Here is a 23,660-nt window from a genome sequence, read left to right as displayed (position 1 = left end):
TACATTTAAATTGTTAGTTTTTTAACCATTCTATGTTATACTTATTATAAATTAAGCATTTTAACACGTAAAAAATGTAAATTATCGTTAATTCTGCTAAATTTGTTACTAATCTTTAAGAATAATTTAACCAAAAATCGATGCTTAAAAAACTACTAATTGTGACTTCTCTTTTTATAGGTCAATTAACACTAGCACAAAACCCTTGTGTTAATGGGTTTGTAACACATACTCTTAATGGTATTGACACTACTTACCCATGTGATGGTTACGATTTACTATCACGAGTACCTATTACAACTCTAGCCACAACTTTAGGTAATGAAGAAGGAAGCGATGTTTGGGGCTGGACAGACCCACTTGATGGTAAAGAGTATGCGATTGTTGGCACTACTAACAGTACTGCTTTTGTAGATATAAGTGACCCAATCAATCCTGTATTTTTAGGGCGAATTGAAACTTCAAATGGTAACACATCATTTTGGAGAGATGTAAAAGTATATAACAATCATGCTTTTATAGTAGCAGATGGTGTTGGGAGTCATGGAATGCAAATATTTGATCTAACTAATTTACGCATTGGACCAAATAGTGATTTAACTTATACCAGTGACCCTTTAGACGGTAACGTAAATGTTTTTTATGGTGATAACGGAATTACAATTGGCAGCTGTCACAACATAGTCATTAATGAAAGTGAAGGCGTTGCTTATTTAGTAGGTTGTGGTGGAGCAGCAAGTGGTGGGCCTGTTTTTGTAGACATTACAAATCCACAATCACCTACTATTTCGGGAAGCTATTCTGGTAAAGGCTACACACATGACGCACAAGTCATTACCTACAACGGAACAGACAATAATGCCACAAGCCCAACAGTTACGGGAATAACAAGCTATATTGGAAGACAAATATTATTAGCCAGCAATGGTGGCTCAAATGACCGAGTGGTAATTTTAGATGTAACAGATAAATCAAACCCTCAATTTATATCAGAAATAACATATCCAAATCCTGGCTATGCACATCAAGGTTGGTTTACAGATGACCACAGGTATTTTATTTTTGGAGACGAAACTGATGAGCAAAATTTTGGTTTTGGAACAAGAACTTTCGTTTTTGACCTGTTAGATTTAGATAATCCAGTGTTAGCAACAACTTACGAATCTTCATTAGCAGCAATTGACCACAATGGCTATGTTAAAGGAGATAAATTTTACTTAGCTAATTACAGAGCAGGATTGCGTGTTTTAGATATTCCGACACTTATTTCTTCTAACAATTCAAATTCTGAAATCGCTTATTTTGACACCTATCCTTCTAGTAATAGCGCTAATTTTAATGGTGCATGGAGTACATATCCTTATTTTGAAAGTGGTAATATAATAATCAGTGATATTGAAGGTGGCTTGTTTATAGTTAGACCTAGCAACTCACCTTTAAGCACTCCAGAGTTTTCTATAAAAAACTCTTTTTCATTAGCACCAAATCCTACAAATTCTAACACTACAATAAGCACCAATAAAACACAAAAAATAAAAACTATTGAAGTTTACAGCGTGATAGGTAAAAAGGTTTATTTCAAGGACAATATTGACCAAAATAGCTTCGTATTAAATACAGATCATTTAGCTAACGGAATATACCTTGTTAAGATAAATAGCACCACAACAAAAAAATTAGTAGTTAAAAAGTAATATTTCAAATTACGAGCTACTAACATGTAATTGATTAAAAATGAATAAATTAAAACTAACAATTACCACTGTAATATCATCAACCATATTAAGCATATTTTCATGTCAAGACGAAACTTTGCCAACACAAGATTCGTCACCCAACAACATTTCAGCAGGAATTGTAGATAATGTAACCACTTTAGGAGGTTCTAAAAATGAAAGTGGACAAACTGTAAAAAAGACATCAGATGGAGGCTTTGTAATTTTAGGGTTTACACAATCCATGGATGGAGATGTAACCACAAAAAACAACGAAAGTTATGATGTTTGGGTTTTAAAATACAATCAAGATATTCAACTGGAATGGTCAAAAACTTTTGGAGGAACTAACGACGAAAGAGGAAATGATATTATCCAAACTCAAGATGGTGGTTACGCTATTATTGGACATACTTACAGCATTGATGGAGATGTTTCCAACAACAATGGTGAAGAGGATTTTTGGGTATTAAAATTAGACAACCAAGGTCAATTACAATGGGAAAAAACATTTGGATATTCTGGTATTGATACAGGATTATCCATACTTCAAACTAATGATAACGGTTATTTTATAACTGGTATTTTAGATGTTACAGCTTCAGGAGGAGAAGGCAACTCTAGAAACAGCCAAACACTTCATGCTGGAGGAGATTACTGGGCTTTAAAACTTAACCCATCCGGAGAAGTACAATGGAGCAAATATTATGGTGGCTTGTTTACAGATAGCGCTTTTGATGCCATTCAAACTAATGACAATAATTTTATTATAGTTGGATCATCAGATAGTGATGACACAGACATCAGTAACAATAAAGGGTCTTATGATTTTTGGATTGTAAAAATTTCTAACACAGGAACTTTATTATGGGAGAAATCATTTGGATCAACAGAAATTGATGAAGCCAGAGCTATAATAGCCTCTCAGGATGGCAATTATTTTATTCTTGGCGACACTCGTGGTCAAGATACAGATGTTACGAGTAACTTTGGTGCTGCAGATGTATGGATGATTAAAATTTCGCCTGAAGGCGAAATACTTTCTGAAAAAACATATGGAGGAGAAGATTTTGATGTTGGTCGCGCAATTGCTAAAACTAACGACAATGGTTTTGTTATCTGTGGAAGCTCCAGAAGCGCTTCAGGTAACTTAACGTCAAATAATGGTCAAAATGATGCTTGGATCTTTAAGATAGACCAATCAGGTCAATTAATATGGCAACAAGCCATAGGTGGTTCTAATGTGGATTTTACTTACGGAGTAACTCAACTCAGTAATGGTAAAATTATAGCAGTTGGAGAATCAAGCAGTAATGATTTAGACATAAACGAAAATAAGGGTTTTACAGACCTTCTTTTAATAGAAATAAAATAATGAAAAAAATAACCACACTTTTAATACTAGCTATAACTTTATTTACCTGCAATGAAGATAATACTATAATATCACCAAAAGTAAATTTCACCTTTAACCATCACTGGAACAATGCCGAAATTAACAATGACAACCTACAAACCACAACTGTTACAAACGCAAATGGAGAAGCCATAAACATAGATAGATTTAGATACCTAACCTCTCGCTTTGAGCTAACCAATACCAACAACGAGACTTATACTTTTGACGGTTATAAATTTACAGATTTAGCTATAGCAGACACCTATAATTTTAGCCCAGAAAACAATGCAATTCCTTCTGGAACATACACCTTAAAATTTGTTTGGGGTTTTAATGAAACAGATAATATTGATGGTGCTTACCCTGACTTAAATACAGCCTCATGGAATTGGCCAGAAATGCTTGGTGGAGGCTATCATTTTTTACAATTTGATGGTATGTATAATGTTGACACGACAGATGCATCTCCTTTTAATTTTCATAACGGAACAGCAAGAGTCAGCGAAGGTGTATTTGAGCAAAATTTTGCAGAAATCGCATTTGAAACACCAATCTTAATAAATAGTGACACTGTAATTAATATAGATATGAATATTGCCGAGTTATTTACTAATCCAAATATTTGGGATTTAAACGTTTTAGACACACCATTAATGCCTAACTATGATGCTCAAAAAATGATGCAACAAAATATAATGAGTATTTTTAACTTAGGCGAAATAACTCAATAATCATGAAAAATTGGTTCATATTCACCCTTTTTGTGGTTATTATTTCTGGATGTTCTTCAGAAACAACAACGCAAGAAGAAGACTATATACCAATACCATATCAATTAGAAATCCCTACCCTATTTGCAGAAAAATTGATAGACCCAAGAATCCCTATTAATAATAAACTTACCGTTGAAGGTGTCACTTTAGGTAAGCGTTTATTTTTTGACAATATTTTATCTGTAGATGGCACTAAAGCATGTGCTAGTTGCCATTTACCACAAAATGCTTTTTCTGACCCAAATCAATTTAGCCAAGGAGTAACAACTACACTAGGAACCAGAAACAGTATGCCTTTATTTAATTTGGCATGGAATTTTGATGACAAATACTTTTGGGATGGTCATGCTTTAGGCCTTGAAAACCAAGCATTAGAACCAGTCATTGACACCAACGAACTTGGCAATGATAGTTGGGAACCTGTAGAAGCTAAACTTAATAATCATGAGCAATACCCTAAGCTTTTTGAACAAGCCTTTGGCACTTCTGTTATAACAAAACAATTAGTTGCTAAAGCAATTGCACAATTCGAGCGTACTTTAATTTCAGGAAACTCAAAATTTGATAAATTTTCTAATGGAGAAATTGCATTAACACCTCAAGAGCAAAACGGATTAAATATTTTTATGAGCGAAGACAAAGGAGACTGTTTCCATTGTCATGGCAATCCAAACAATCCACTTTGGACGGATAATCAATTTCATAACAATGGTTTAGATGCCACTTTTTCTGACTTAGGACTAGGTTTAATATCAGGAAACCCAAACGATAACGGAAAATTTAGATCACCTTCACTTCGTAATTTAGCTTACACCGCTCCATATATGCACGATGGTAGATTTGCTACCTTAGAGGAGGTCATTGAGCATTACAGCACTGGATTACAGGACTCTGATACCATTGACACATTAATGAAAAAAGTAAACCAAGGTGGCGTCCAATTAACTACTGAAGACAAAGCCGATCTTAAGGCTTTTTTACTGACTTTATCAGATCCTACCTTTATAAATAATCCGGACTTTATTCAACAATAAGAAAAATCAATAAAACCATATACTAATATAATGTTAGTTGATAAGGAAAAAAGCGACTGATGTTGTATCTTTGCAAGACGTTTAGATAAAATCTAATAAACAGGTATGATAAAAGTTTCTGACACAGCTAAAAAGAAAGTCATCGAGCTGATGAATGATGATGACTTCAACCCAAACACTGACTATGTTCGCGTAGGTGTTAAAAGTGGTGGTTGTTCTGGTTTGTCTTATGATTTAAAATTTGACAAAACCAAAGCAGACGACGATAAAGTGTTTGAAGACAATAACATAAAAATTATTGTTGACAAAAAGAGTTTTCTGTATCTAATTGGTACAACTCTAGAATATTCGGGAGGATTAAACGGAACAGGTTTCGTATTTAATAACCCTAACGCTAACCGTACTTGTGGTTGCGGAGAATCTTTTTCACTATAATTAAACTTAAAGACAAAATATGTCAAAGTATACAGAGGACGACCTTAGAGAAGAATTAAAAACCAAAGAATATGAATACGGTTTTTTTACAGATATAGAATCTGAAACATTTCCTATTGGTTTAAATGAAGATATTGTTCGTGCTATTTCTATGAAAAAAGAAGAGCCAGAATGGATGACGGAATGGAGGTTAGAAGCCTTCAAAGTATGGAAAACAATGGAAGAACCAGATTGGGCTAATGTAAATTACAAAAAACCAGACTTTCAGTCTATAGCCTATTACTCTGCTCCAAAAGCAGTTGACCCTAACAAAACATTAGACGATGTAGATCCTGATTTATTAGCGATGTACAAAAAATTAGGAATCTCTGTTGATGAGCAAAAGAAGATGAATAACATAGCAATGGATATTGTTGTAGATTCAGTTTCTGTTGCAACAACATTTAAAAAAACGCTTTCTGAAAAAGGAATCATATTTATGAGTATTTCTGAAGCGATTAAAGAGCATCCAGAATTAGTCAAAAAATATATTGGTACCATTGTACCTACAACAGATAATTTTTATGCAGCTTTAAATAGTGCAGTATTTAGTGACGGATCGTTCTGTTATATTCCAAAAGGCGTTAAATGTCCAATGGAATTATCAACTTATTTCAGAATTAACCAAGGTGGTACTGGACAATTTGAACGTACTTTACTAATTGCAGATGAAGGTAGCTACGTATCGTACCTAGAAGGTTGTACTGCTCCAAGTCGTGACGAAAATCAATTACACGCAGCTGTTGTAGAGCTTATAGCTTTAGATGATGCTGAAATTAAATATAGTACAGTACAAAACTGGTTTCCTGGAACTGCAGAAGGTAAAGGTGGTGTTTACAACTTTGTAACTAAACGTGGTTTATGCGAGAAAAACGCTAAAATCTCTTGGACACAAGTAGAAACAGGTAGTGCAGTAACTTGGAAGTATCCAAGTTGTATCTTAAAAGGAGATAACTCCATTGGAGAATTTTATTCGATAGCAGTTACAAACAACTACCAACAAGCAGATACTGGTACAAAAATGATTCACTTAGGTAAAAACACCAAGTCGACTATTATTTCAAAAGGAATTTCTGCAGGAAAATCTCAAAACTCATATCGTGGTTTAGTACATATTGGTAGTCGTGCTACTAATGCTAGAAACTTTTCACAATGTGACAGTCTATTAATGGGTAATGAGTGTGGTGCACACACCTTCCCTTACATTGAAGCTAAAAATAAATCTGCACAAATAGAACACGAGGCAACTACAAGTAAAATTGGTGAAGATCAAATATTTTATTGTAATCAACGTGGTATTGACACAGAAAAGGCAATCGCTTTAATCGTAAACGGTTTTAGTAAAGACGTGTTAAATAAGTTACCAATGGAGTTTGCTGTAGAGGCTCAAAAATTATTAGAAATATCTTTAGAAGGATCTGTAGGTTAAACAACTTTAATTATACAATGAAAAAAATACTTATACTATTAACTTTAGCAATAACATTTACAGCTTGTAAAGACTCTAAAAAAAGCTTAGAAGACACTAACAATGTTGCTGCAAAACAAACGGTACCTATTCAACTATTTGTATTTGATGGTGGAACAGTACAAGTTAATGCGTTAGAGATTTTTTCGGAAGACGATTTATATAAAGGTGAAAGTAAGACTTTTGCAGACATGTTTTTTGTAATCAAACATCCAGAAGGCAATTTACTTTGGGATGCTGGATTGTCTGAACGATTTATTGGAAGAGCACCATTTACAACACCAAATGGAGCGTTTACTTTATCAAGACAAAAAGGGCTTGACGAGCAACTTAAAACCATTGGGTTAACAACCGAAGACTTTAAGTACATTGCTTTATCACACACCCATTTTGACCATTCTGGTTCCGCATCAAAATTATCTCATGCAACATGGTTAGTACAACAATCAGAATATGATTTTGTAACTAGTGAAGTACAACAAAAAGAAGCTCCTGATAATTATAATGCCATTAAAGATTTAAAAAACATCAAAAAAATTAATGGAGACTTTGATGTATTTAATGACGGAAAAGTTATCATAAAGTCAACACCAGGACACACTCCAGGTCATCAATCATTATTCTTAGAATTGGAACAAGAGGGTCCAATTTTATTAACAGGAGATTTATATCATTTTGAAGAAAATAGATCAAACAAAATAGTACCAAGCTTTAACCACAGTTCTGAAAACACAAAGCAATCGATGGAAGTTTTTGAAACTTTCGCTGAAAACAAAAAAGCAAAAGTTATTATTCAGCACTCCATTAAAGATTTTAATAGTTTAAACCACGCACCAGAACCAATCCAATAGTTAATCATGAAAAAAGCAATTATTGTACTATTACTTATCGCATTTGTTAGTTGCAAAACAGATCAAGGAGAACAATATAAAGGTGACTTTGTGTATTATGCTGATGCAGCTGTATTTCAGGTTGGTAATGATATTCATGGAGTAGTTTTAAACGACCAAGTCAATCAAATTGCAGAACAAGCAAAAGCCTTCCAAAAAGAACCAACAGATATGGTTAAAATTGAAGTTTTAGGAAAGTTAATTCCTAAAGATGAAAATGAAGAAGGTTGGCCATATAAGCTAAAAATAAATAAAGTTATAAGCGTAAGCGCTTTAAAGGAAAATAAAAACGACGTTATCAAACTAGGAAAATAAATAGTATGTTAAAGATAAATAACCTACACGCAAGTGTTGAAGACAAATCGATATTAAAAGGAATAAACCTTGAGGTAAAAGCTGGAGAAGTACACGCTATAATGGGACCAAATGGTTCTGGAAAAAGTACTTTAGCTTCAGTTATTGCAGGTAAGGAAGAATATGAAGTGACCGATGGTAACATCCTTTTAGAAGGTGAAGATATTGAAGAGTTAGCTGCTGAAGAGCGTGCACATAAAGGTGTGTTTTTATCGTTTCAATATCCAGTAGAAATTCCAGGAGTTAGTGTCACTAACTTTATGAAAACTGCTATCAACGAAACTAGAAAAGCAAAAGGTCTTGAAGATATGCCTGCTAAAGAAATGCTTCAATTAATTCGTGAAAAATCAGAACTTTTAGAAATTGATCGTAAATTTTTATCTAGATCTTTAAACGAAGGATTTTCTGGAGGAGAAAAAAAGCGTAACGAGATTTTTCAAATGGCAATGTTAGAGCCAAAATTAGCAATTCTTGACGAGACTGACTCTGGTTTAGATATTGATGCTTTACGTATTGTTGCTAATGGTGTAAACAAACTAAAAAACAAAGATAATGGTGTCATAGTTATAACACATTACCAACGTTTATTAGACTACATCGTACCAGATTTTGTACATGTATTATACAATGGTAAAATTGTAAAATCAGGTGGTAAAGAGCTAGCGCATGAGCTAGAAGAAAAAGGTTACGACTGGATTAAAGAAGAAGTTGACGCTTAACATTAACTATAAATACTGTGTAAACCGCAGAACATTATAGTTTAAATAATAAAATAAATACAGTAACAAGCTATTGTAAACACCTGTTACCAAGGTTTTACAATAACTGCAAACTGAAGACTTAAAATATGAGTTTAAAAGAAAAATTAGTATCGTCTTTTATAGCATTCGAAAATCAAAACGATATCGATAGCAAAGTACATGATATTAGAAGTGAAGCTATTAAAACTTTTGAAGCGGAAGGGTTTCCTACTAAAAAGGACGAAGCTTGGAAATATACATCACTTAATAGTGTTTTAAAACATGACTATAGCATATTTCCTAACCAAGATAGTGCATTAGAATACAATGAAATTAAAAAATATTTTATTCATGATATAGATACTTATAAAATCGTATTTATTGATGGTAAGTATTCTTCTCATTTATCAGAAACAACTCATGATGGTATAGATGTTTGCTTAATGTCTTCGGCATTAACAAAACCAAAATATCAACTAATAATAGAAAATTACTTTAATAGCGTAGCTACAAAAGACGGAATTTCATCTATAAATACAGCTTTTGCAAAGGAAGGTGCTTATATTCATATTCCTAAAAATAAAGTTGTTGCAAAACCAATACAAATTGTACATTTTTCAACTGGTAATGAAGCAGCTTTAATGCTACAGCCACGTAACTTAATTGTTGTCGATGAAAATTCACATGTACAAATCATAGAACGTCACCAGAGCTTAACTGATAATCCTGTTTTAACAAACTCAGTTACAGAAATAGTGGCAAACAAACGTGCCATTGTAGATTACTACAAAGTACAAAACGACAACAAAAACGCTTCGTTAATAGACAATACTTTTGTTGAACAAAAACGCGAAACACATGTTTCTGTACACACCTTTAGTTTTGGTGGAAAGTTAACACGTAACAATCTTAACTTTTACCAAAATGGAGAGCACATGGACTCGACATTAAATGGTATTACCATTATTGGAGATAAACAACACGTTGACCATAACACTTTAGTGCATCATATTGAGCCAAATTGTGAAAGTCACCAAGATTACAAAGGGATTTTTAACGATAGTGCGACAGGAGTTTTTAATGGTAAAGTAATTGTTAATAAGGAAGCTCAAAAAACAAATGCTTTCCAGTCAAATAACAATATTCTTTTAAGTGATAAAGCAACAATAAACTCTAAACCTCAACTTGAGATTTTTGCAGATGATGTAAAATGTTCTCATGGTTGTACAATAGGACAATTAGATGAAAGCGCATTATTTTACATGAAATCTAGAGGTATTCCAGAAAAGGAAGCTAGAGGATTATTAATGTATGCTTTTAGTAACAATGTTTTAAAATCGGTTAAAATTCCAGAATTAAAACAACGTATAACAAAGCTAATCGCTACTAAATTAAATGTTAACATAGGATTTGATTTATAAAACCTATGGATTTATTAAGCATTTCAACTAAGACTTACCTTAAAATAATTGGTATATGTCTAGCTATAGCATTATTAGCTGGGACTACATACTATTTTACTAAAGGAGGTTTTTTTGATGGTATTTTATTAACTTTTGTTGGGTTGTCATTAACCTACTTAATAATAATACTTTCTATATTAATATTTAAAACAGTTACTAACGTTTTAGCCAAAGACATTATAAAAGTAACACATGTTATTATTGCTTTTTTAATAACTGTAGCATTTGCTGCTTATACTTTTGTAACACTATTTAATAGCATTGCTTCAGAGTTTAAACTATAAATTATGATTGACATTAACAAAATACGCAAGGATTTCCCGATACTTAATAGACAAGTAAATGGTAAACCATTAGTGTATTTTGACAATGCAGCAACATCACAAACACCTCAACAAGTCATTGATGTAATAGTAGATTATTACAGTAATTACAATGCCAACATACACAGAGGTGTGCACGCATTAAGTCAAGAAGCGACAGATAAATATGAAGCTGCTAGACATACCATTCAAAAACATTTTAATGCTAAACAAGCTTATGAAGTAATTTTTACTTCAGGAACAACACATAGTATTAATTTAGTTGCAAATGGCTTTACTTCAATATTAAAAAAAGGAGACCAATTAATTGTTTCCGCTCTAGAGCATCACAGTAACATTGTCCCTTGGCAAATGCTTTGTGAAAAAACTGGAGCAATTCTTAAAGTAATACCAATGACTCCTGAAGGAGAACTAGATATGGAGGCTTATGATGCCTTACTAAATGACAAAACTAAATTAGTCTTTGTTAACCATATATCAAATGCTTTAGGAACCATTAACCCAATAAAAAGCATCATTGATAAAGCGCACAAATTTGGTGCTGCGGTATTAATAGATGGTGCACAAGCTAGTCCACATATCAAACCTGATGTGCAAGCATTGGATGTTGACTTTTATGTGACTTCTGCGCATAAAATTTGCGGACCAACAGGTGTTGGAATGCTTTATGGTAAAGAAGAATGGCTAAATAAAATGGAGCCTTATCAAGGTGGTGGAGAAATGATTGACCAAGTCACTTTTGAAAAAACAACATACGCAGGATTACCACATAAATTTGAAGCAGGTACACCTAATATTTGTGGTGGAATTGCTTTTGGAGCAGCTCTAGATTACATGAATGCTATAGGTTTTGATAACATAGCAGAATACGAACATGAATTACTAAACTACGGAACAAAGCAATTACAAGATATTGAAGGTCTAAAAATTTACGGTACATCAAAAAATAAAACTTCAGTAATCTCTTTTAATCTAGAAGGCATTCATCCTTATGATGTAGGGACATTATTAGACAAAATGGGTATTGCAGTGCGTACAGGACACCATTGTGCTCAACCAATAATGGATTATTTTAAAATCCCAGGTACTGTAAGAGCTTCGTTTGCATTTTATAATACTAAAGAAGAAATAGACACTTTAGTACAAGGTGTCAAGAAAGCAAAAATGATGCTATCGTAATAACTTTGGCTTCTTTTTTGTAATATTATTGTCAAATACCAAAATATTACTTCTATGAAAACAATTACGATTATACTTTTTTCATTAATTTTAAACAGTTGTGGTACAGCAAAAGATGCAACAACTAGTTTAAATACAGATATGAAATCTCAGCCATTAAACGGAAATTTTATTGTGTCGACTTTAAACAGTCACAACAAAGCAGATAAAAACTTAAGCTTAAACTTTGATGCAGAGGCAGAACGTGTATCAGGCCATTCGGGATGCAATCAATTTTCTGGTACTTATACGATAACTACAAATAATAGCATATCCTTTGGTCCATTAGTTTCAACAAAAAAGTTTTGCCAAGATAATGATACAGAAGCTACCTTTCTTCAAAATTTACAAAACACAACACATTACACTTTAGAAGATAATAAGGTTACACTTCTTGAAAATAAAAAAGAACTAATAACTGCTAAAGCAGATATAGACAAAACATCTCAAAAACAAGAGGGCAATTTAACTTTTAGATATGCAGCCTCTAGCAGAGGAAGTTATACCTTAATTGAAGTAAATAAAGAGACCGTAACATCTCAGTTTAACAGAGCTGAGAAGGAAAACGTACAATCGTGTAGTAAAGATGACTGGAATGCTTTAAAAACCTTATCAGAAAGTATAGACCCAAAATCCATTACTAATTTAGAGGCTCCTAGCAAAGCACATCAATATGATGGTGCAGCAGCAGCTAATGTAACCATAACAGTTGACGGACAACAATACTCAACACCAACTTTTGATGCTGGAAATCCACCAAAAGAAATAGCAGAACTTGTTACAAAACTAAATAGTATAGCAAAACAAAATACAAAAACTAAAGATTAATAACACTATAAATATCTTTAGTAATTCTTTAGTAATAAATCAATCCATATTGATTAATTTTGTAACTGAAAACATATTGAAAAATGCAGACTATTAAAGAAATACAAGACGAGATAATTGACGAATTTTCAATGTTTGAAGATTGGGAAGAGCGTTACCAATACATGATTGATTTAGGTAAATCATTACCATTAATCGCTCCAGAATACAAAACAGAATCTAACATTATTAAAGGCTGCCAAAGTAAAGTTTGGGTTCATGCAGAGTTAGATAACGATAAAATAGCTTTTACTGCAGACAGTGATGCTATTATAACCAAAGGGATAATTGCAATTTTAGTTAGAGCATTTTCTAACCAACATCCAAAAGATATCCTAGACGCTAATACAGATTTTATAGATCAAATTGGCTTAAAAGAACATTTATCACCAACTAGAGCAAACGGTCTAGTAAGCATGATAAAACAAATAAAAATGTATGCTATAGCATACCAAACACAAATACAATAAGTTTCGCTTTCGCGGAAATTAAAAGCACACAGTAACATGAGTGAAACAACAATAGACACAGCAGAGTTAGGTGAAAAAATAGTGAAAGTTTTAAAAACTATTTTTGATCCAGAAATACCTGTAGACATATACGAGTTAGGATTAATTTACGATGTTTTTGTAAACGAAGACTACGATGTAAAAATCTTAATGACCCTAACAACACCAAACTGTCCTGTTGCAGAAACACTACCTTTAGAGGTAGAAGAGAAGGTTAAATCTTTAAACGAAGTTAAAGATGCAGAAGTAGAAATTACTTTTGATCCACCATGGACACAAGAATTAATGAGCGAAGAAGCAAAATTAGAACTTGGAATGCTTTAAAATCTAAGATTATAAATGGCTAGACGTACTCCAAAATCGTTAAAAGATGGTAACAAGACTAGCTTAAAAAAATCTTTTAGCGCATTAATATTTATACCACGATTTTTTAAAGAAATCTGGAACACCAACAAAACCTTATTTTTAAGTTCAGCGTTTTGTAGGTTAATTGGTGCCATTTTACCTGTCATAATTTTATGGATAGGTAAAATTATTATTGATCAAATTATACTACAAACACAATCAGAGAGTACAGACTTAACCCAATTATGGACGTATGTTGCTATAGAGTTTGGTTTAATTGTATTGTCTGACTTAGTCAATCGTGCCATCCAATTAACAGATAGTTTATTAGGTGATGCCTACTCTATTGACACCTCTGTAAGAATCATAAAAAAAACCAATCAAATAGACATTAGCCTATTAGAAGACTCTGAATTTTATGATAAATTAGAACGTGCCAGAACACAAACTACAAGTCGTGTTGGTTTAATGTCCAATGCACTTGGTGAAGTGCAAAGCTTAATATCTATTGCAACCCTTGTTGCTGGTTTAGTGTATTTTGAACCTTACCTAATCATACTTTTGGTATTAAGTATCATACCTTCATTTATAAACGAAATTTGGTTTAGTCAACAACAATACTCTTTAGCAAGAGGTTGGACTGCAGAACGTAGAGAATTGGATTACTTACGTTACATAGGTGCAAATGACAAAACCGCTAAAGAAATTAAACTGTTTGGTTTAACAGATTTTGTGGTTAATCGTTTTAAAAATTTGTCCCAAGAATACTACGACCTAAACAAAAAACTAGCTATAAAACGATCTGCTTTAGGTTTTGTATTTAATGTTTTAGGGACACTTAGCTATTATGGTGCGTATGTCTTTATTATATATCGCGTCATATCTGGAGTAATTACTTTAGGAGAACTAACATTTTTATCAGGTGCTTTTAATAGGTTAACCAGAAACCTACAAGATTTCTTTTCTAAATTTACACGTATATCAGAAAGTGCATTATACCTAAAAGACTATTTTGATTTTATTGACATATCTATTGCACCAAAACATAAAGAAGATATGCCATTACCAAAAACTATAACAGAAGGTTTTGAATTTAAAAACGTAATATTTTCTTATCCAGAATCTGATAATAAGATACTAAAAGGGATTAGTTTTAAAATAAAAGCTGGAGAAAAACTAGCATTTGTTGGCCAAAATGGAGCAGGAAAAACAACATTGACTAAATTATTATTACGTTTTTACGAGCCTACTTCGGGTGAAATATTATTAGACGGAATAAATATTAACAGGTTTAATAAAGCTGAATACCAAACGTTTTTTGGTGTGATCTTTCAAGATTTTTTTAAATACGAATTTACCGTAAGAGAAAATATTGCTATTGGTGACATTGACCAAATAGACAATCAAGATAAAATTGAAAATGCTGCCGAATTAAGTTTAGCTAATCAAGTGGTGTCAGAACTTAAAAAAGGATACGACCAACAATTAGGTAAGCGCTTTGCAAAAGGACAAGAATTATCTGGTGGACAGTGGCAAAAAGTAGCATTAGCTAGAGCCTATATGAAAGATGCTAAGGTTATGATATTAGATGAACCAACATCTGCATTAGATGCTAAAGCAGAAAGTGATGTATTTGATAGATTTATAGGACTAACACAAGATAAAACTAGTATTATTATTTCGCACAGGTTTAGTACTGTAAGACAAGCAGACAAGATTTTGGTGTTAGATGAAGGTCGCGTACTAGAAATGGGCACACACGACCAATTAATGGCTAACCAGTCATTATATGCTGACTTATTTAAACTACAAGCAGAAGGATACCAATAATAATTACTTATTTTTAAATTATGGCTGAAGAGATTATAAATCGTGTAGCAAATAGTAAACTGATAACTATAGATCTTGAGGATTATTATCCAAAAGGTGCACGTGTACAATTTGATATTAAAGACTGGTTATTTCATGAATTGGTTTTAAAAGAGAAAGATTTTAGAGAATATGTAAAAAATCATGACTGGAGTCAATACCAAAACCAGTATGTTGCTATACATTGTAGTGTAGATGCTATTATACCTGATTGGGCTTTTATGTTGTTGACCGTGAATTTAGAACCGTTTGTCGAAAAGTGCCATATTGGAACTTTAGAGGATTTAGAGACTGCTATATACCAAGATATAATTACCAATATCGATGCTACAATTTACCAAGACAAACCTGTTATAATTAAAGGCTGTAGTAACAAGCCAGTGCCTATAAACGCTTATGTAATGATAACAAACAAGCTAAAACCATATGCTAAAAATATCATGTATGGAGAGGCTTGTTCTTTTGTTCCATTGTATAAACGATAAAATTTAAATATCCTACTTAAGGTATTGATATACAGATATTTAAAACAAAATGAGTTTTGTGATAAATTGTAACTAAACCTTATATTTGTAACCGTTTTATTAAAGACTTATATTTTATGAAAAAAGTATTATTTATTGGAGCTTTATTTTTGGGAATGGTTTCCTTAAACGCTCAAACAAAAGAAGAATTACAAGCTCAAAAAGCAGAAAAACAAGCAGCAGCTGATGCTTTACAAGGTGAAGCAAATGCTTTACAAGCTCAAATAGATGCACTTCCAGGATGGAGAAAAGGTGCTTTTGGTACTATTGGTGGAAGCATTTCTGAATTTAGTAACTGGTACTCTCAATCTGCTGTAGACAATTCTTCTGGTACTATTGGATTTACTGTTAATGGTTTTGCTAATTTAATAGAAGACAAATTTTTCTGGAGAAACAGTTTAAATGTAAACTTAGGTTGGGTAAAATTAGATGATAAAAACGACCCTACAGATAGTGAGGATTTTGAAGCAACTACAGATGTATTTAACATCTCTTCTTTATACGGAAGAAATATTGCTAAAAATTTAGCAGTGTCTGGATTAGCTGAATACAGAACTACAATTTTAGACAACTTTAATGATCCAGGATATTTAGATGTTGGTGTTGGTTTAACTTGGACACCTATTGAAAACTTAATTGTTGTTGCACATCCATTAAACTACAACTTTGTGTTTGCTAAAAACGATGCGGTTTTCCAATCGTCTTTAGGTGCTAAAATTGTTGCAGATTATACTAGACAAATTGGTGCAATTAGCTTTAAGTCTAACTTCTCTACTTTCCAATCTTATGAAGATGGAGATTTATCTAACTTTACTTGGATTAACAGTTTTGGTTACAACTTATGGAAAATGATTGGTGTTGGTTTTGACTTTGGTTTAAGAAGCAACAAACAAGAAGCTCTTAATTATGCATTAGGTCAGTACGATGTTACTTCTACTAATGCAGAACCTACTTTTGATAACGTAGATAACAAATTACAATCATACTGGTTATTAGGTTTAAATTATAAATTCTAATTAATAGTCTTACATTATTTTATAAAAAAAGCACCTTTTTTCAAGGTGCTTTTTTTATGCGTTAAGGATGGAAGTGGCATCCTTTTTTGATGTATATAAAACTTATGCTGCATTATTTCCTTGATTAAACATACTAGTGTAATTGATTGTAAGAGAAAAGGAAATCACAATAATAATAAAATTCCAAATCTTAAAATGGAGTGCCCATTTTAAGATTTAGTTAGTTTTCTAGTAATCCAAAGTAGATTAGTTATTCCAATTCCAAAAATCCCGAAAATTGAAATAAATTGGGTTGGTGATTCCTTTCCCAATGCGATTAATACCATAATAAGAATTGGAATAAATCCACTACAAATTTTCAAAATCAGATTTTGAGTTTTCAATTCCGTAATCCAAAGCAAATAACCGTTGAGTGTTGCTAAAATCAGAGCAGGAATTGGATATATAATTAACAAAATAAAAATTTCTCCATATTGCATGTTTTTATAAAATAATGGTCCAAATAAAATTCCAATTAAACAGAATAAAAAACCACTAATTATTATCGTTTGTCTCTCCATTTTGTACAAAAAAGATATAACGGACGGCCTGACCCTTTAGGGTAACGCCCAAATTATCTTACTCTTCTTCTCCTAAATTATCATAATCGTAATCTGGATATAGAAAGTGATTGTACGGAAAACGCGTCACGTGTATGTCTCTCACCTCATCATAGACACGTTTTTTAAACTCTTCTAAATTACGTTTGTTTAATGCTGATATAAATAAAGCATTGTCTTTACCTACACGACTCATCCATGTTTTTTTCCATTCTGCTAGGCTGTAATGCTCCTCAGAACGTTCTGCTATAAGGTCTGTGTCATCAAACGGTTTGGCTTTATAGGCATCTATTTTATTAAACACCATTATTATAGGTTTGTCTGCACTATTTATTTCGCCTAATACTTTGTTTACAGACTCAATATGATCTTCAAAATTTGGGTGAGAAATATCTACGACGTGCAATAATAGATCTGCCTCTCTAACCTCGTCCAATGTACTTTTAAAACTATCTACCAATTGTGTAGGTAGTTTACGTATAAACCCAACGGTATCTGTTAATAAAAATGGTAGATTTTGGATGACTACTTTTCTTACGGTTGTGTCAAGGGTTGCAAACAACTTGTTTTCGGCAAATACTTCTGACTTACTTACGGTATTCATTAAGGTAGATTTACCTACGTTGGTATATCCTACTAGTGCGACACGTACCATTTGTCCACGATTACCACGTTGCACAGACATTTGCTTGTCTATAGTCTTGATTTTAGCTTTTAATAACGAAATCCTATCACGTACTATACGTCTATCTGTTTCTATTTCGGTTTCTCCAGGTCCACGCATACCAATACCTCCTTTTTGACGCTCAAGGTGTGTCCACATACCTCTAAGTCTTGGTAAAAGGTACTCGCATTGCGCTAACTCTACTTGTGTTCTTGCATAACTGGTTTGTGCACGTTGTGCAAAAATGTCTAGAATTAAATTGGTACGATCTAATACTTTTACATTTAATATTTTACTTATGTTACGCTCTTGAGATGAAGATAACTCGTCATCAAAAATAGCTGTACCAATATGGTTATCTTCAATGTATTGTCGTACTTGCTCCATTTTACCTGTCCCAATATAAGTTTTGGGATTAGGCATTTCCATTTTTTGAGTAAAACGCTTTTTAACTTCTCCACCTGCTGTGAAGGTTAAAAACTCAAGCTCGTCAAGATACTCTTTGGACTGCTCTTCGTTTTGCTCTTTTGTGACTACACCAATTAAAACTGCTTTTTCAAGCTCGATATCTTTTTTTTCTAACATATAATTAATTATACTACAAAGTTACATAATTGTATCCATAATAAAATTGCTATTTTTAACCACCAAAAAAATTAATGGTCTTGAATTTTAACTTCTTAAAACCTAAAACGAACAAACAAACGGTTGCTTTTTATAATATTGAAAACTTATTTGATATTTATAAAGACGAGCTAACTCGCGATAAAGATTTTAATCCAACATCCGAAAAACGTTGGACTATTAAAAGATACAACAATAAATTACGAAAAATTGGTTATGCCATCTCTAATATTGGAAGAAAAGAAACCAATAGTCATCCTGCCATTATTGGTTTAGCTGAAGTAGAAAACGAAGCTGTAATACAAGATTTAATTAAATCTAAACATTTAAAAGAATACCCTTACCAATTTGTACACTACAATAGTAAAGACGAACGTGGTATTGATGTTGCTTTTATTTATGATAGTAAAAAGTTTACTGTTACTAGCTCTGATGTGTTTACTTATAATTTTACTAATGACGATGGATCGCCTGATTATACCAGAGACATTTTATTGGTTAGTGGTTTGTTTTTAGGCGAAACAGTTCATTTTTTAGTAAACCATTGGCCATCCAGACGATCTGGCAATAATGAAACAGAACACAAACGATTAACAGCATCTAAACATTTACAGTCTATAATTGCAACATTAAAAGATAATTTACCTGACGCTAAAGTAATTGTCATGGGTGATTTTAATGATGATCCTGCTAGTAAAAGTATTGAACAATTAGTGGATAATCAAGGGTTATACAATCCAATGGAAACATTATTATCCATAGATCGTGGGACAACTAGTCATAATTTTGAATGGAATTTATTTGATCAAATACTAATCACTCCTAATTTTTTTAAAAGTAGAAGCAAATCTTTTAGATACGTAAAAGCCGATATTTATGATCCTGATTTTTTAAAACAATCTGATGGTAAATATAAAGGCACACCTTACAGGACTTACGTTGGCAAACGCTATAAAGGTGGTTATAGCGATCATTTTCCGGTATATTTAATTTTAAAGAAAAAGTAAATTATATAACAGTTATAAATTTTACAACATCTTTATTGTTTGTGAAAAATGCCCAGACAGCTTCTTGAGTTTGGACAAAACTAATATTACAGACTAACTATAAACAAGAACTTTACTAGAGTTATAGTATTTAAAAAGTATAGCTAAAAGCTAAAAAAGTATAAGAAGGAAGCAAATTTGTTCTTTGAATATTAGTACCAAAATCAGATACTTGGACTTGTTCAAAATTAACCTCATTAAGTATATTATTAGAAACTAATTTAAAACTATATTTTTTACCTTTTGGAGTATATTTAAAAGAAAAATCTATAAAATTATAAAGCTCATTATTATTTGACAAAGAGGGTAAAAAAACATCTGATGTTAATTTAAAAAAAACCGTTTCTGTAGGCTTAAATAATGTGCTAAATGAGTTACGAAGGGATCTATTAATAAATAAACTTCCGTCACTAGATGCTGTATCTGAGTATTGAAAGTTAAAATTGTTTCTGAAATTTATAGCTTTTAAAAATGCTGTTCTGAAATTTATCCCAAAACTGGCAATCTTACTTTCATTATTCCTTAATAAAGAATTGTTTACTAAATTTTTATAATTTAAAATAGAGACATTACTATCAAACTCTACAAAAGTATCTGCAAATGGAACAAATAGAGTACCATTAATAGTTCCGCTTAAATCATCTTGACTTTCTGGTAAAAAAACATAATTGATACTGGTTCTATTTTGGTCTATAAAAGAGTTAACAAAAAAACTATTTTTACTCTTGTTATAATTAACAGCGACATTCAAGGATGTTTCCGTTTGTAAATTGTAAAAATAATATAGTAAACCTATACTTAATGTCTCTTGTAAATCTAGTTTTGGCGTATTAGAAAGTAAGGTTCTGTTATTAATTAAAATATTGTTTGAAAAAAGATAATTTTCGATTTTATTATCTGTCTCGTAAGATACAGAGCTCTGTAAAAAACTTATCCTATTAATTTTATATCTTAATTTTAATGAGTTTTTAAGTACTAAATTAGTTTTATTCTGATTATTTAAAGGATCTATAGTTTCTATATCATTTTGTAGAATACCTAAGGAATATTCTGGAATGACTCTAAATTTTTTAAAATTAAAATTATAATAGCCTCCTTGTTCTATTTTCTTTTTAGAATAATAGAGATCATTTTGACTTAAATTATTAATATCACCTTGTTCAACATCTAACAATTTAGATTTTAGATTATGTCCTATGCTTTTAACTTTGACAAAAACGGAGTAATTACTCCCATTTTTTGAACTACCTAAAAAAGATGCTTTTCCTCCTAAACGATTTTTATCAAGTCCTACATTTTGCAAATTAAAATCTCCTTCAGATAAAAAAGAAGGAGTGACTTCATACATTTGATCTATTTTATTTCTGGAATGGTATAATGAGACTTGAATTGCTTTGTTACCAGACAGACGCTTTGTATAATTTAATTCATTAAGTATGAAAAAATCATCTGAGTTTAAGATCGTTTCATAAGAATTATTATTATTGGATTTTATAGCTGAAGTACTTGTAATATCTTCTTGGCGAGCTCTAAAATTATAGGTTAATAATGAGGTGTTGGAGGTTTTGAATTTTAATTCTAAATCACCTCTAAACTGCCTTGGCTGATTAGAATAAGAGATGTCATCTACAGTGGTAAAAATTTCATTTTCAAAATTATATTTGTTCTCTATAAATTGATCATTTTTTAAATGATCTTTTAAATAAAATAGATTTGTTTTTAAATCTATCTTTTTATTTAATTTAAAAATGGCATTATAGTTTCCAAATAACTGGTTATTAATATTTACACGATTATCACTTAAAAAATTAGAAAACCGAGTGGTAGGTATTACTTTTTCTGTAAAATAATCTACTTCTTTTAATTGTTCTGTGTTTTTTTTAGAACTAAAATGATCAAAAGGAGAATTATTTGTTCCGAGATTATTAGACGCTACATTTGCAAAAGATTTATAACCTTTAGTAACACCTAGCAACGTAGCACTTGTAAAATGAGCTAAATCTAAATCTTCAAAAACTCCTAATCCTGTATCGATATTTCCAGAAAAGTCAAATCTTCCTTTTTTTAATTCTAAATTAATCGCAACTTTCTCTCCATCTTCAATACCTTTGAGTAGGGCATTTTCAGAATAATTTTCGATAGCTTGTACTTGAGCTATTACTCCAGCATTAATATTTTTTGACCCTAACACATAATTGTGCCCAAATAAGTCATCACCTCCTAATAAAAGAGCCTCTATGGTTTTACCTTTAAACTTAATTGCTCCAGAATCTTCATTTATCGTGATTCCTGGTAATTTTTTTAATATGTCCTGTACCTTTACCTCCTCTCCTGTTAGGTAAGATTTTAGATTATAAGTAACAGTGTCCTTTTTAATGACTACAGCTTTTCTTGGAGCTGTGATAACCACCTCTTCTAAACTTTCTTGATAATCTTCTAATTTAAAATTTAAAGTATAACTTTTAGTCTTTTCAGGATTAGTAATTGTTTTCTGTTGTTTTTTATAACCATAAGCATCTACTTCTATTATAATCTTATCAAGATAGTCTTTATTCAAACTAATTTCATACAAACCATCAGAAGGTAATATATATTCAGAGATATTTAAAGAATCTTTCTTTATAAGAATATTTGCAACATTTATAGGTGTATTATTTTTATCTGTGATAGTACCCTTCAAAGTCTGACTACTTAAAGTTGAAACCTTAATAAGAAAAAAAACAATTAAAAGTATCTTGTTATTTTTTGATGCCATTAAAAAGACAACTTACCTATCCCTAGATCTTCAATTCTATCTGTAATTTCAACAGAACCAGCTTCTCCATCTTGCGATTTAGACTTTAATTTCTTCAGCTGTTTAATCATCCATTTCTTAAAATCACTTTTATAAGTATCCCAACTGATAAGTTTTTCATTATTATAAACATTTGATATGTCACTATTATCAGAGCTATTTTTAGCAATCTTAATAGGCTCTATATTATAATATCCATCTATACTGTTTACTGCAAGTATTATTCCTGGTAATCCGTCAAATTTCCAAGGTCCACCACGTAGTGTTAATTCTGGTGTAAAATATGCTTCATACTCCCTACCTCTAAATGTTCCTGTTGCCTTAATGCACTCATACTCTAAAAATTTCTTTTTTGAGTCAGAATGTATGGTCCAATCTATAAGGTTAATATTCTCTTTTATAATTACTTTTTTGGTTCCTATTAACTCATTATAGATAAGGGTATTCTCTTTATAATCTTTATAGAATAAATCTTGAATTAAATATGCTGTGTGATTGTCTGCTGAGTTTACCTCTTTAAATTCACCTATTTTATTTGTATTTACAATGAATGATTGATCTTGGTATGGCTTTGAATCATCATTATTACTATAGTAAGCAGATTTAGTTCCCTTAATGTATAGGTTATATTCTGATGAAAGAGAAAGAATCTCGTCATTAGCATTTGTTGTCACATTATAAGTAATTGATACATTTTGAGCATTAAGATTGCTCATCAATAAAAAAGAAGTGACAAATAAAATTTTTAAATGTTTCATGATAGCATAAAATTATACGATAAAGTTACATAATTGTGCCTGTAATAAAACTAATGCTATTAAATTTTTCAACTTCTTAAAATTAACTGGACACAGTTAAAATTTTAATGATGATGCTGCTAGTAAAAGTATTAAACAATTAGTGGATAATCAAGGGTTATACAATCCAATGGAAACATTATTATCCATAGATC

General features: G+C 31.5%; 23 protein-coding genes. 19 read left to right on the top strand and 4 right to left on the bottom strand.

The window, feature by feature from the left end; genetic code table 11:
- The first annotated feature begins 140 nt into the window (after positions 1–140).
- The 18 genes from JAO71_RS12675 to JAO71_RS12590 all read left to right on the top strand — a co-directional run bounded on the left by JAO71_RS12675 (position 141) and on the right by JAO71_RS12590 (position 16,981).
- Complete coding sequence (locus tag JAO71_RS12675) at positions 141–1,694, top strand: choice-of-anchor B family protein (protein ID WP_203001144.1); 1,554 nt, start codon at positions 141–143, stop codon at positions 1,692–1,694.
- 40 nt (positions 1,695–1,734) lie between these two features.
- Positions 1,735–3,090, top strand: a complete 1,356-nt coding sequence (locus JAO71_RS12670; RefSeq protein WP_203001142.1) for a hypothetical protein — start codon at positions 1,735–1,737, stop codon at positions 3,088–3,090.
- A complete protein-coding gene (locus JAO71_RS12665) occupies positions 3,090–3,845 on the top strand; it encodes an MbnP family protein (protein ID WP_203001140.1) in 756 nt (251 codons plus the stop codon). The genes JAO71_RS12670 and JAO71_RS12665 overlap by 1 nt, the downstream gene beginning before the upstream one ends.
- A 2-nt stretch (positions 3,846–3,847) precedes the next feature.
- Positions 3,848–4,921, top strand: a complete 1,074-nt coding sequence (locus JAO71_RS12660) for a cytochrome-c peroxidase (protein ID WP_203001138.1) — start codon at positions 3,848–3,850, stop codon at positions 4,919–4,921.
- Positions 4,922–5,026: 105 nt separating this feature from the next.
- Positions 5,027–5,356: a HesB/IscA family protein gene (locus JAO71_RS12655; protein ID WP_028290252.1), complete on the top strand. Its 330-nt coding sequence runs from the start codon at positions 5,027–5,029 to the stop codon at positions 5,354–5,356.
- Between the two features lie 19 nt (positions 5,357–5,375).
- Entirely contained in the window at positions 5,376–6,824 is a 1,449-nt protein-coding gene (gene sufB, locus JAO71_RS12650) for a Fe-S cluster assembly protein SufB (protein WP_054852165.1), read from the top strand.
- A 17-nt stretch (positions 6,825–6,841) separates the two neighbouring features.
- The gene (mzmL, locus tag JAO71_RS12645; RefSeq protein WP_203001136.1) at positions 6,842–7,714 is read left to right on the top strand and encodes a quorum-quenching N-acyl-homoserine lactonase MzmL; all 873 of its coding nucleotides are present in this window, start codon (positions 6,842–6,844) and stop codon (positions 7,712–7,714) included.
- Positions 7,715–7,720: 6 nt separating this feature from the next.
- Positions 7,721–8,068, top strand: coding sequence for a hypothetical protein (locus JAO71_RS12640; protein WP_203001134.1), 348 nt, complete (start codon positions 7,721–7,723; stop codon positions 8,066–8,068).
- A 5-nt stretch (positions 8,069–8,073) separates the two neighbouring features.
- Complete coding sequence (sufC, locus tag JAO71_RS12635; protein ID WP_028290256.1) at positions 8,074–8,826, top strand: Fe-S cluster assembly ATPase SufC; 753 nt, start codon at positions 8,074–8,076, stop codon at positions 8,824–8,826.
- Positions 8,827–8,954: 128 nt separating this feature from the next.
- A complete protein-coding gene (sufD, locus tag JAO71_RS12630; protein WP_203001132.1) occupies positions 8,955–10,268 on the top strand; it encodes a Fe-S cluster assembly protein SufD in 1,314 nt (437 codons plus the stop codon).
- Positions 10,269–10,273: 5 nt separating this feature from the next.
- Positions 10,274–10,594: a hypothetical protein gene (locus tag JAO71_RS12625; protein ID WP_028608167.1), complete on the top strand. Its 321-nt coding sequence runs from the start codon at positions 10,274–10,276 to the stop codon at positions 10,592–10,594.
- 3 nt (positions 10,595–10,597) lie between these two features.
- A complete protein-coding gene (locus JAO71_RS12620) occupies positions 10,598–11,812 on the top strand; it encodes an aminotransferase class V-fold PLP-dependent enzyme (protein WP_215906993.1) in 1,215 nt (404 codons plus the stop codon).
- A gap of 54 nt (positions 11,813–11,866) precedes the next feature.
- Complete coding sequence (locus JAO71_RS12615; RefSeq protein ID WP_203001130.1) at positions 11,867–12,679, top strand: META domain-containing protein; 813 nt, start codon at positions 11,867–11,869, stop codon at positions 12,677–12,679.
- A gap of 83 nt (positions 12,680–12,762) precedes the next feature.
- Positions 12,763–13,188, top strand: a complete 426-nt coding sequence (locus JAO71_RS12610) for a SufE family protein (protein ID WP_028290260.1) — start codon at positions 12,763–12,765, stop codon at positions 13,186–13,188.
- Between the two features lie 36 nt (positions 13,189–13,224).
- Positions 13,225–13,551, top strand: coding sequence for a DUF59 domain-containing protein (locus JAO71_RS12605; protein WP_028290261.1), 327 nt, complete (start codon positions 13,225–13,227; stop codon positions 13,549–13,551).
- A gap of 15 nt (positions 13,552–13,566) precedes the next feature.
- Entirely contained in the window at positions 13,567–15,402 is a 1,836-nt protein-coding gene (locus JAO71_RS12600; protein ID WP_116823894.1) for an ABC transporter ATP-binding protein, read from the top strand.
- 20 nt (positions 15,403–15,422) lie between these two features.
- Positions 15,423–15,926, top strand: a complete 504-nt coding sequence (locus JAO71_RS12595) for a DUF2480 family protein (RefSeq protein ID WP_116823893.1) — start codon at positions 15,423–15,425, stop codon at positions 15,924–15,926.
- A gap of 116 nt (positions 15,927–16,042) precedes the next feature.
- Positions 16,043–16,981, top strand: a complete 939-nt coding sequence (locus JAO71_RS12590) for a DUF3078 domain-containing protein (protein WP_116823892.1) — start codon at positions 16,043–16,045, stop codon at positions 16,979–16,981.
- Positions 16,982–17,190: 209 nt separating this feature from the next.
- On the opposite strand, the gene JAO71_RS12585 is transcribed toward JAO71_RS12590, so the two are convergent.
- Complete coding sequence (locus JAO71_RS12585) at positions 17,191–17,541, bottom strand: hypothetical protein (protein WP_116823891.1); 351 nt, start codon at positions 17,539–17,541, stop codon at positions 17,191–17,193.
- Between the two features lie 58 nt (positions 17,542–17,599).
- Positions 17,600–18,829 carry a GTPase HflX gene (gene hflX, locus JAO71_RS12580; protein WP_028290265.1) on the bottom strand — a complete coding sequence of 410 codons (1,230 nt, stop codon included), beginning with the start codon at positions 18,827–18,829 and terminating at the stop codon, positions 17,600–17,602.
- A gap of 74 nt (positions 18,830–18,903) precedes the next feature.
- Here hflX and JAO71_RS12575 point away from each other — a divergent pair, with 74 nt between their 5' ends.
- Positions 18,904–19,875, top strand: a complete 972-nt coding sequence (locus tag JAO71_RS12575; RefSeq protein WP_203001128.1) for an endonuclease/exonuclease/phosphatase family protein — start codon at positions 18,904–18,906, stop codon at positions 19,873–19,875.
- A 130-nt stretch (positions 19,876–20,005) separates the two neighbouring features.
- Here the strand turns inward: JAO71_RS12575 and JAO71_RS12570 are convergent, their stop codons facing one another.
- On the bottom strand, positions 20,006–22,594 hold the full coding sequence (locus JAO71_RS12570) for a carboxypeptidase-like regulatory domain-containing protein (protein WP_203001126.1): 2,589 nt from the start codon (positions 22,592–22,594) through the stop codon (positions 20,006–20,008).
- Between the two features lie 74 nt (positions 22,595–22,668).
- Positions 22,669–23,466: a GLPGLI family protein gene (locus JAO71_RS12565; protein ID WP_203001124.1), complete on the bottom strand. Its 798-nt coding sequence runs from the start codon at positions 23,464–23,466 to the stop codon at positions 22,669–22,671.
- Between the last annotated feature and the right edge of the window lie 194 nt (positions 23,467–23,660).

This window comes from Olleya sediminilitoris, from assembly GCF_016785945.1.
GTDB lineage: Bacteria > Bacteroidota > Bacteroidia > Flavobacteriales > Flavobacteriaceae > Olleya > Olleya sediminilitoris.
Note: the sequence above shows the minus strand (reverse complement) of the source record. Positions and strands in the feature narration are given on the sequence as shown.